We start from the raw sequence: 10462 nt of genomic DNA on the forward strand, positions 1-10462 counted from the left end.
AGCATCCACCAATGATGGAGTGACATGCAATTGGAAAATAATACGAAAGCAGGGCGGGGAAGCGCCGTCGCGGAAGTTGACAGGGGGGTCGTCCTCTCTCAACCAGTTGGGTTTGCCAGCGTTTCCCCGCTCTTGATGTTGGTCGGGTTATTTTTCTTCGGGCCAATCGTCGCGCTGATAATGGCCATATTTAGCGGTGGCTTCAACGAGGCCGCCGCGCTTTTCTCCGAGGTCCTAACTGATCCGTTATTTGAGACCGTGGCGCTGAGAACAATTCGCATTTCGCTGTTCGTCACAGCCATAAGCGTGGTTGTTGGATACGCGATGGCTTATGCGATGTGGAGGAGCTCGCCGCGTGTCCGGACCGTTGCTCTCGCGCTTATCATGTTTCCGCTTTTTACCAGCATTGTCGTCAGGACTTACGCCTGGACAGCGTTGTTTAGCCGCTTTGGGATGATCAACACATTGCTGCTCGAGACAGGGTTGATCGATCATCCTTTGGGTTTGCTTAACACAGAGCCAGTTGTGTTGGTGGGAATGGTTCAGGCAATGCTTCCATTCGCAATCTTGCCCATTTTTACGATCCTTCTTGGACTTGACTTTGATCTGCTGCGTGCTTCGGCAATCTGCGGCGCGCGAGGACGGCAAACATTTTTCAAGATCGTTCTGCCACTGACCAAGCAAGGGGCAGGCGTTGCGGCTGTTCTGGTTTTCGTCATCTCATTAGGATTTTATATCACTCCGGCAATTCTCGGAGGACCGAAGAGTATGATGATCTCAAACGTTATCAGTACCGAGGTCATGACGTTCTATAACCTAAAGGGCGGAGCGGTTATGTCTGTTCTTCTTTTGCTTGTCACTCTGTCCTTGCTGCTTGTTGCCAGCAAAATCGGCTCCATTGCAGCGCATTACAGGAGTGGACGAGCATGAGTGACACCAATACTGTTCGCCGTGTTCGGTATTTACTAATTGCTCTGGTAGCTCTCTATCTAATCGGGCCGACACTTGTTGTAATATGGCTTTCATTTAGCACGGACGAAGTCCTAAGGTTCCCACCCCATTTGTTCTCATGGCGTTGGTATGCGGAGTTCTTCTTTGACGAGCGATGGAACGCAGCTGTGGTGCGCTCGCTCTTGGTGGGTTCTCTCGCAACCCTGTTCGCGACACTCATTGGCACCGTGGCTGCATTTGGAATAGCCCGTACCAGATTGCCCGGAAAACAAATCGTTGAGGCCTTTGCCATCGTCCCATTGGTGGTTCCTCCAATTATCCTGGCGACCGGCGGCTATTCCTTGTACTTCAGGCTGAACATGATTGGATCGAACATCGGGCTCGCCATCATGCATACTGTCTTGGGCGTACCCTATGTGTATCTCATTGTGTCGTCGGCTTTGACACGCAACGACCCAAGTATTGAGCTCGCGGCGCTGAGTCTTGGCGCGAACCGCTGGCGTGCCATCCGAGACGTCACCGTTCCCGCTAATCTTCCTGCGATCGTCACAGGATCATTGTTCGCATTTTTGATTTCCTTTGACGAAGTGGTGGTGACGGTTTTCTTGTCTGGTTCGATGACACCGACCCTGCCTGTTCGGGTCTTTTCCAGCCTTTCGCTTGCTGTTTCGCCTGTCGTGGCGGCCGTCTCAACGATTCAAATCATCATTGCGTTGGTGTTGATGTCATTGCTGGGCCAGTTGCAGCGTTGGCAGCGGCGGTGGGCGGAGACAGCCTCAGCAATCTAGCGAGCCGCGTACCGTACTCAGATCCGTCTCAAAAGGAACGTTTCATGGGGATACATTCTAACGTTTCGCGATCGAAAGATCGCGTAGGAGGAGTTCAGTTGTCAGAAAATTTCGGTGCAATGGCCGGCTCTCGTGTGCAGATGAGGAATCTCACCAAGGAGTATGGAGTAATTCGAGCCGTCGACAACGTCTGCCTCGATATCGCGCCAGGCGAGTTTCTTTCGCTGCTAGGTCCGTCTGGGTCGGGGAAAACAACAGCACTGATGATGCTGGCCGGTTTCGAGAGAGCGACATCGGGATCAATTCTCATCGGCGAGAAGGATGTCACCTCAGTTCCGCCCTTCGCTCGGGGAATTGGGATGGTCTTCCAAAGCTATGCGTTGTTCCCCCATATGAACGTCTATGAAAACATCGCCTATCCTCTCAAACTTAGGCGCATGTCGAAATCAGAGACTAATGACCGCGTGCGTCGCGCAATGGACATGGTTAAGCTTCCAGCGGACAAGTTCGCCCATAGATTGCCGCAACAGCTCTCGGGAGGACAGCGCCAGCGGGTCGCCCTAGTGCGTGCGTTGGTGTACGAGCCGCACGTGCTTCTAATGGATGAGCCGATGGGAGCGCTGGATAAGAATCTCCGCGATGAGCTGAAACTTGAGCTGCTCAGCCTTCAGGAGCGGCTGCGCCTGACAATCGTTTACGTGACCCACGATCAGGGAGAGGCTTTGATGCTTTCCGACCGTGCGGCCGTGATGCGGGATGGACGGATCGAGCAAGTTGCACATCCCGAAACGTTGTATCAACGACCGCGAACGGAGTTCGTTGCGAACTTTCTTGGTGAGGCGAATCTGGTCGCCGTCAATCAGACTTCCGAAAGGGAATTCACCCTCTTGGATGGTCAGGTGGTGCGGATCAGCCCCGATATAACCGTACATCCGTCACAACCTTATCTCCTGATGCTGCGGCCCGAGGAAATCGAGGTCTGCTCGGACGGTGAGGCAATGCTGCAAGGTCGAATACAAAGTATCGTCTACCTAGGGAGTTCAGTTCGCCTCGGCGTTGAGACGCCCATGGGTGTCCTTACTGTCCTAGCAAAGCCAAACCAATCGCGCCGTTTCGAGCGCAACCAAATCCTAGGTTTGCGTTTCGCGACTGGGGATGCAGTCCTCGTCCCCCGAAACAGCTAGAGTTAACGATCAGCGCTGTCCCAGGCAGCAGCCAAACGGACGCATTTCGATGTTTTGTTGTCCGAGTTTCGCATCGAGACTCGGCGGCAGGGCTACATATCGGACTCCGGCTGCTGCGGCTCCGACGCTCCGACTAACACTTGCATCGAGAAAGATTTTGGCATGCCCATAGTCGACCGTCTATCGCAGTCATTGTCTCCAGCCACTTCGCCTTGCCGAGCCTTGCAACGCATGAAGGGCGAATGTGCCTCTCGTGACCTGCGTCGGGTCACGCGGTGACCCCCTTGAAGGTACTTGTGACAGGTGTTAGCGCCGGGATCGGCGGAGCGATCTGCGAGCAACTCGCCGATACGCACGGCACGGCTCTCTCTCTGGTGATGTGTGTGCGGCGGTCGACAGAGCTGGTCGAAGAGTTGGCGAGCGCTTGTCGGCTTCGGGACTCCACAGTCGTGATCGTGACAGCCGATCTTAGCCAACCTCAAGCACCTGCAGAATTAGTGGCCCGGGCAGTGGAAGAATTTGGCGGTCTCGATGCCATTGTTTCCAATGCCGGCATTGCCGACCCGGCTCCGTTGGAGTCACTGGAGTTGGAGGCATGGGACCGCATGTTTGCTATTACATGTCGAGCGAGTTGGTTGCTTGCGAAGGCTGCATTCCCCCATTTGTGCGACAGCCGCGGGAGCTTCGTGGCGATATCATCGCAGTCCGGCAGCCATCCCCATCGCGGCACCGGCGCTTACAGCTCTGCTAAAGCCGCACTAACAATGCTTTGTCGCCAGCTTGCGATTGAGTGGGGACGATACGGTATCCGCGTCAATTGCGTGTCGCCCGGTATGATCAGAACCCCGATGACTGAAGCAGTGTATCAGGACGAACGGATGTTGAGGGCGCGCGAGGCCATTGTGCCTTTGGGTACTATCGGACAGCCCTCGGACGTTGCGCGCTTGGTAGAGTTTTTGATTGACCCCACGAACCGCTATGTGACGGGACAGAATATTGGAGTTGATGGTGGCCTTTCTCAAACACTCTTGGATCGTATCCCTGGACTTGCAAGAAGGCAGTAATCCGGACACGGGCTCACGCTGCCTAGAGAAACCAAAAGGAGCTATTTCGCTCTTCCAGTAATATCGGCCGCACCTGTGTGCACACGGGCGAAAAAGAGATGCCGAACACATGCCGGATTGGCTTTGAGACGGCCCGCGAGCGCAATGGTCATCGTGCATAAGCTATGTCCGCCACAGGGAAGAGCGTCGCCTCTACCCAATTGTTGAGCCCTTCGTGGCGCGCGGAAAAAGAAAAACATCGTTCGGCAAATAGACCATCCGAACATTGACAGCCACAACCATTGCGCTTAAAAGCAGAACGGTGTTTCACATATGAGCCGCGACGGATGGCAAAAAGCGTCCGTGTTCCCGGGGGGCGTTCTGTGGGAACTGCTGGGGCCGCTGCGGTGCTAGGGGCGCACCAGTCTTATGCGCAAAGGCAGGAGGTGACTCATGACAAACCACTATGACGCAGTCGTATTAGGAGGCGGACACAACGGCCTAGTGTGTGCGGCTTATTTGGCACGAGCAGGAATGCGAACGGCTGTTCTGGAACGGCGGCACGCAGTCGGCGGTGCCGCATTTTCTGACGAGGTGTTTCCCGGCTTCACATTCTCAGTTTTTTCATACGGGTTGCAGCACCTTTACCCGCAAATCATCAAAGATCTGGACCTTGGGAAATTTGGTCTGAAAGCCGTCCCCTATGGCGACCTCTTCAGTCCGACAGAAGACGGACGTTGCTTGATAACAAATGATAACGTCGCAGCAACCGCGAAGAACATTGAGCAGCTCTCGACGCGAGACGCTGAAGCGTATCCGAAGTTCGTCGACTTTCATAATGGACTAGCGGCTTACATGCGCCATCTCGGCACGGAGGTTCCGCCAGATCCAACTGCTTCAACGTTCCGTGATGTCACTAAGACGCTCGCATTCTCTTGGCGGAACTTTGGGTTCAGAACCAAGATGTTTGATTTTGTCGAACTTATGACTCAAAGCGCCGAGGAATATCTGAGCCATTGGTTTGAGAACAACGCCGTTCGTGCGATGTTCGCTTATCAGGCGGGCATTGGCAATTTCGTAGGCCCGCATTCGCGAGGATCCGCGCTTGCGTGCCTTTACAATATGCTCACTGATCATTCCCACGAAATAGTGCGCGGGCACGTTATCGGAGGCATGGGAACCGTATCGAAAGCCTTGGCGGCGTCCGCTCAGAGCTTAGGTGTAGAGATTCACACTAACGCTGAGGTCGAACACGTTATCGTCGACGGCGGCAAGCTCAACGGCGTAGCAACCAAAAATGGCCGAGAGTATCGCGCCCGAATTGTAGCTAGCAGTATGCATTCGAAAATTCTTTTTGGTAAGGTCGTTGAGCGAAAACATCTTCCTGATGATCTTGTTCAATCACTGGAAAAATTCAACACTGTCGGCACGAACTGGAAAATCAACGTCGCTTGCAATCGGCCGCCTCAGCTCAAATGCCTTGGGTCAGACACTGGCAGGCCAGTATCAGCATTCGTGCATATCGGGCCCACCATAGATTACCTAGAAAAAGCATACGATGATGCGAAGTACGGAAAATTCGCCCAGGTCCCGTGGATGACCGTGGCGACACCAACCTACCTCGATAAGAGCATGGCGCCCGAGGGTAAGCATGTCGTAAACCTCTACGGGGGTCATGTTCCATATAAACTACGCGAGGGAGACTGGTCGTCACGCCGATCCGAGTTCGTCCAAACTGTTTGGAACGTACTGGATGAATTTGTTCCAGGATTTACGAACGAGATCATAGATTATCAGGTCCTGCTTCCCACCGATATCGAAAACATCCTCAACATACCAGGGGGCAACATCCTGCATGGGCAGATGACTCCCGATCAATTGTTCTCGCGCAGGCCGTACCCGCACTACGCGGACTATAGGACACCCATCCAAGGGCTATATCAATGTGGCTCCTCCTGCCACCCTGGCGGGGGCGTCACTGGCTTGCCAGGTTTTAACGCGGTGCGGGAGATCCTGCGAGATCGCGGGAAGAAACGATCTTGAAACTGACGGAGCTAAGAGTTCGTTCCCACGGTATCGCCCAGGCGACAGACACTCTCAAACTGAGCTCGCGCTTTCCTTGGGCAGGCCGTTGTCGATCTTGGGGTGCTTGGTCTGCGCCTGCACCAGCAAGCCGGTGAAGGTGAAGGTCAAGGGCCAGATCGCCCAGAACCACGCCTGCGGCTGCACCAAATATCGGCCTGGCCGGCGTTTCGGCAGAACGGCCGCCTCCTGCGAGAATTAATTCCTCGCGTTCCCCAGCTTCCCTGGCCTCATACCTCTGCATTACGAGAATAGCATCATCCTAACGGCTGCCTCGTTGACATTCGGCAAATTGCCTGTAAACAGAACAGTGTTCGTATAATCTAATCTAGGGTTGAGAGCGACTGACGGCGATCCAGTAGCAGCAAGCCGAGCAAGAACCGCATCAATGTGGAGAAGCCGAGCCGCTTCATCCCGTTTCTCCCAGACACATGTCGTTGCGGACGGCTAGGGGATGGTGGTCCTCAATCTGGATGAAAAGGTCAAACTCAGCGCAAAGGCTGACGATATCTACTTGTTCACGGCCGGCGACGGGAAAGCCGTCGGCTCGCTGCCAGCATCTCGGTTAAGGGAGAAAACTCAATGACTCAAATTGGATATGCCGACCGGATCAGAATGCTCGAAGCGCCAAAAGGCCGCGTAAGATGCGTTCTGGACACCGATACATACAACGAGATCGATGACCAGTTCGCGGTCGTACAAATGCTGTTATCGGCCGATCGACTCGACCTTCAGGCGATCTATGCCGCTCCGTTTCATAATGCCCGCTCGGAAAACCCGGGTCATGGCATGGAACTGAGCTATGACGAGATCCTGCTTGCGCGAGCGCGGCCAATCAGATCTTCGGCGGCGGGAGCGGCCGGATACCAGGGAATTCAATCTTTGCCAGGCGGCGGACGCGAATGAGAGGGGAGTTGTCTAAAGTGACAGAAGCAGACCGAGCGTCGGAAGCAACGAAACCTAAATCCGTCAAGCGACCAGTGAGGGTGGTACTCGACACCGACGCTTTCAATGAGGTCGATGACCAGTTTGCGATCGTGCAGGCTATCCTTTCACCGAGCCAAATGACTGTAGAGGCCATTTATGCAGCGCCGTTCTACAGCGAGAGGGGCACCTACCCCACAAGCGAGAGGAGCAGCAGCCCCGAAGATGGTATGATCAAGAGCTACGACGAGATACTAAAGATCGTTGACTTGCTTGGCAATTTCGAGCCTGGCCGAGTATTCCGCGGGGTGACGGACTATGCGCGCGACGAGCCGAGACCAAGGTCGGCCGCTGCGGTGGACGACCTCATTACTCGGGCGCGTACCGCATCTAGCGCCGACCCGATCTATGTCGTAGCGATTGGCGTTATCAGCAACATCGCCGTCGCCCTCAGGCTGGCGCCCGACATTATTGACCGCGTCGTGGTCGTCTGGCTCGGGGGCAACGCCATGTACTGGGCGGACACCGCGGTGGGCAATTTGGTTCAAGACCCCGGTGCAGCGCGGACGATCTTCGACTGCGGTGTTCGGGTCGTTCACGTGCCTTGCTTTCCAGTCACGTCGCATCTGCTAGCTTCCGTTCCGGAAATTGAGCGATATGTGGAGCCCCATGGCGCCATAGGAAAATTCCTGTCGGAAAGGTTCAAGAACTTCGAGGGGTGTACCTCTGCCGACCACGCGGGGTGGACCAAAGCACTCTGGGACATGGGGGGCGTCGCCTACGTCATTAACGATCAATGGATCAAGAGCAGCATGGGGCCGTCACCCGGGATTTCACCGGAGATGCGATGGATCGTGGGCGACAATGACCGGCACCAGATCACCAACATCGAGTGGATCGATCGCAACGCGATGATGCGTGACTTTTACACGAAGCTTTCGGCTTTTGCCGAGGGGGGCGCATGAGTGTCCAAGAGGGGCGGTTTTCCGTCAACTACTGGATCGACGCGGTCAGCAAGAAGGATGCGGACGCATTCGCGCAAAAGGTCTCGGTAGAGCAGACAGTAGAAGTGCCGCTCGAGGTCGTTCCTGCGGGCTACGTTCACGGCGTCATTCTCGGTAAGGTATCTAGCGTTGAGCAGAGCGGCTGTGGTCGTGGCTTCGAGGCCAAGATATCGTATAGCAATGACGCATAGGCGGGGACTTTGTGCAGTTCCTACATTGTTTTTGGCAATGCCTCGATGTATCGCGGTCCCAAGGTGGAACGGGTAACGTTCAATTCCTATGTTCGCGGCCTCTGTGCAAACCCGCGCTGGGGAACGCCCGGGCTCCGCGAGTTGGCTGGCGTTGCATCCGGACCGTTCCTCATGTCGGCGATCAAGCCGGTTGGGCTCGGCGTGGAGGCGCTTGCTAAGCTTTCCCATGACTTCGCAATGGGGGAATGGATTTCGTCAACGATGATCACGGACTGGTCGATCAACTCAGCGCCCCGTTCTCGGACCGCCTGACGGCCTGCGTTGCAGCAATCGAGACGGCAAACTAGAAAACTGGGCGCAACAGTCGCTTCGTCCCAAATATCAGCAGCGATCAAGAACACATCCTGCCGCGCGCTTACGAAGCCAAAGCCGCCGGGGCTGGCGGGGTGATGCTCGCGCTAGGACTTGTCGGCTTTGGGGCTAGATCGTTGCGCTGGAGATCTGCGGGTTTCGGTAATTCGCGGACAGGGTGGAGTGAACCCCCAGACTGAGACAAGGAAAATCGCGGACAGTTTCACCGCAAAGAGAGGAAACTGGGGCATGGCCGGACGGCAAAGAATTATTGATGATGACCAAAAGCTGGAGCTTCTCCGGCGCATGGAGGCGCGGCGAAACCGTCAGCAAGTTGGCAGATGAGGTTGGTATCAGTCGCCAACGACTTTACGAGTCGCGTGATCATCTCAGGCTTCATGGTAATCTGAAGTCACGTCGGCGCGGCCGGCCGGCCAGGACGGCAGGAGTTGACGGGGCCGCACAGCTGCAGAGTGCAGTCGATGTGCCGGCAGCTCAGGAAAAGGCACTGACCAAGGCCAGGCGCCGGATCAGGGAACTGGAGCAGAAGGTCGGGCAGCAGCAGCTCGATCTCGATTTTTTCGCGAAGCCTTGCGGCACTTCGAGGAAGATCAGCGTCGGAGCAGCGCTCCTGGCGAAATGGGATCTTCAACGTCATCGAAAAAATGATGAGCGGCCTGTCGCAAGGCGAATTCAACGTCGACAGAATGTGCTGGCTCGCTGGTGTCAGCCGCGCGAGCTATTACCGTCACTGGCTGGATTCGGCCCCTCGTCGGGACGAGACGGGTTTGCGCGATCTCATTCAGAAGCTGGCTCTCGGCAACACACACTACGGCTACCGCCGGATTGGAGCCCTGCTGCGACGAGGGGTGGCAAGTCAATCACAAATGCGTTCTACGGAGTAAGCGTTGCGCCAAGGCACCTTCCCGAAATCGGTCTTGATGGTTAGATCGCTCCTTGGTCGGCGCGCCGGCGCCGATCACTCCCGATCGTCATAACGGGTGACGTAGTGGAGTTCGCGCAGGGCGGGGATGACGAGGGCGATGTCTTTGTACGCCTCGTGCTCGATGAAGTGCGCGGTGTCGGGCCCCGGCCTGGGCTTGCCGAGGACGGGCCTGCCCTTTTTGTCGACGCAGTAGATCAGGATCGGCAGCAGCAGGCCGTGGTTGGGGTTGTTGAGGTCGAGCAGCCGTTTCCATTTTTTGATGTTGAGATTCATGGCCGCGTGGAATCCCTGGCACCACGGCCGCGGGTCGATGCCGCCGCTGGGCTGGTGGCGAATCGGGGCGCATAATCCTGCGGTCTGTCGAAGAGCGTCTCGTTGATCCAGTTGTGGATCCTGGCGACGCTGGCAAACACGGCGTGATCGGTTGCAGAGCTTGGCCAGGACGTCGCGCGGCAACCCCATGAGCGGGCACATCCAGTCTTGCGGGTCCGCGAACCGCGGCCCGGTGACTGCCGCCGTTACGAAGCCATCCAGCGCCGACAGGGTCCGCACCAACGGGCGGGGGTTGGTCTTGATGGCCATCCAGGCCTGCAGCGCCTCGTCCGACAGCGCCATGTCATCGATCGCGCTCATGCTGCCAACGGGAGCGGCATCACTTGGCGACGCGTCCAATTCCACGGCATCGGCTCGTCGCGCGCATCGTCATCGACATCGGCCACGATGTCCTTGATGAGCGCGCGCAGCAGTTGCTGACGACAGCGCATGTCGACACTCGGCGCGTTCCAGGTGGCCTCGAGATTCTGGGCGAAGCCCAGTCCGGAACCGCGTCGACAGGCTCCACACGCTGGACTTCGCTCAGCCGGGCCTCGCAGGTCTCCACGCGCCTGAGCGTGGCTTCCCAACTCTTCTCGATCTGGGCCGCAATAAGCCGGTTCTCCGGGTCGCAAGCGGCATAGCGGCGCTCGGCGAGCGATGCCTCATAGCGCGCCTGCTGCAGG

General features: G+C 56.5%; 11 protein-coding genes and 1 pseudogene. 11 read left to right on the top strand and 1 reads right to left on the bottom strand.

All coding sequences use genetic code 11. The features are described from left to right. The first annotated feature begins 24 nt into the window (after positions 1 to 24). The 10 genes and pseudogenes from NKH01_RS31830 to NKH01_RS31875 all read left to right on the top strand — a co-directional run bounded on the left by NKH01_RS31830 (position 25) and on the right by NKH01_RS31875 (position 9423). On the top strand, positions 25 to 930 hold the full coding sequence (locus NKH01_RS31830; protein ID WP_353024246.1) for an ABC transporter permease: 906 nt from the start codon (positions 25 to 27) through the stop codon (positions 928 to 930). Further along, positions 927 to 1739 carry an ABC transporter permease gene (locus tag NKH01_RS31835; RefSeq protein ID WP_353024248.1) on the top strand — a complete coding sequence of 271 codons (813 nt, stop codon included), beginning with the start codon at positions 927 to 929 and terminating at the stop codon, positions 1737 to 1739. Before NKH01_RS31830 ends, NKH01_RS31835 begins: the two co-directional genes overlap by 4 nt. A gap of 98 nt (positions 1740 to 1837) precedes the next feature. Continuing rightward, the gene (locus NKH01_RS31840; RefSeq protein WP_353024251.1) at positions 1838 to 2923 is read left to right on the top strand and encodes an ABC transporter ATP-binding protein; all 1086 of its coding nucleotides are present in this window, start codon (positions 1838 to 1840) and stop codon (positions 2921 to 2923) included. Positions 2924 to 3207: 284 nt separating this feature from the next. Continuing rightward, positions 3208 to 3987: an SDR family NAD(P)-dependent oxidoreductase gene (locus NKH01_RS31845; protein WP_353024253.1), complete on the top strand. Its 780-nt coding sequence runs from the start codon at positions 3208 to 3210 to the stop codon at positions 3985 to 3987. A 432-nt stretch (positions 3988 to 4419) separates the two neighbouring features. Continuing rightward, positions 4420 to 6009, top strand: coding sequence for a phytoene desaturase family protein (locus NKH01_RS31850; RefSeq protein WP_353024255.1), 1590 nt, complete (start codon positions 4420 to 4422; stop codon positions 6007 to 6009). A 100-nt stretch (positions 6010 to 6109) separates the two neighbouring features. Beyond that, a pseudogene (locus tag NKH01_RS31855) lies at positions 6110 to 6199 on the top strand (S-(hydroxymethyl)glutathione synthase); the annotation flags it as partial. 431 nt (positions 6200 to 6630) lie between these two features. Beyond that, positions 6631 to 6954, top strand: a complete 324-nt coding sequence (locus NKH01_RS31860; RefSeq protein WP_353024256.1) for a hypothetical protein — start codon at positions 6631 to 6633, stop codon at positions 6952 to 6954. 17 nt (positions 6955 to 6971) lie between these two features. Next, positions 6972 to 7937 (top strand): nucleoside hydrolase, encoded by a 966-nt coding sequence (locus tag NKH01_RS31865; RefSeq protein ID WP_353024258.1) that lies wholly within the window; start codon positions 6972 to 6974, stop codon positions 7935 to 7937. Then, positions 7934 to 8167: a hypothetical protein gene (locus NKH01_RS31870; protein ID WP_353024260.1), complete on the top strand. Its 234-nt coding sequence runs from the start codon at positions 7934 to 7936 to the stop codon at positions 8165 to 8167. Before NKH01_RS31865 ends, NKH01_RS31870 begins: the two co-directional genes overlap by 4 nt. 1019 nt (positions 8168 to 9186) lie before the next feature. Continuing rightward, entirely contained in the window at positions 9187 to 9423 is a 237-nt protein-coding gene (locus NKH01_RS31875) for a hypothetical protein (RefSeq protein ID WP_353024262.1), read from the top strand. A 74-nt stretch (positions 9424 to 9497) separates the two neighbouring features. Here NKH01_RS31875 and NKH01_RS31880 read toward each other — a convergent pair whose 3' ends face one another. Then, complete coding sequence (locus NKH01_RS31880) at positions 9498 to 10097, bottom strand: UPF0149 family protein (RefSeq protein WP_353024264.1); 600 nt, start codon at positions 10095 to 10097, stop codon at positions 9498 to 9500. 23 nt (positions 10098 to 10120) lie between these two features. Here NKH01_RS31880 and NKH01_RS31885 point away from each other — a divergent pair, with 23 nt between their 5' ends. Beyond that, positions 10121 to 10420 carry a hypothetical protein gene (locus tag NKH01_RS31885; RefSeq protein WP_353024265.1) on the top strand — a complete coding sequence of 100 codons (300 nt, stop codon included), beginning with the start codon at positions 10121 to 10123 and terminating at the stop codon, positions 10418 to 10420. Positions 10421 to 10462: the final 42 nt, after the last annotated feature.

It is taken from the genome of Mesorhizobium sp. M1403, assembly GCF_040317695.1.
GTDB lineage: Bacteria > Pseudomonadota > Alphaproteobacteria > Rhizobiales > Rhizobiaceae > Mesorhizobium.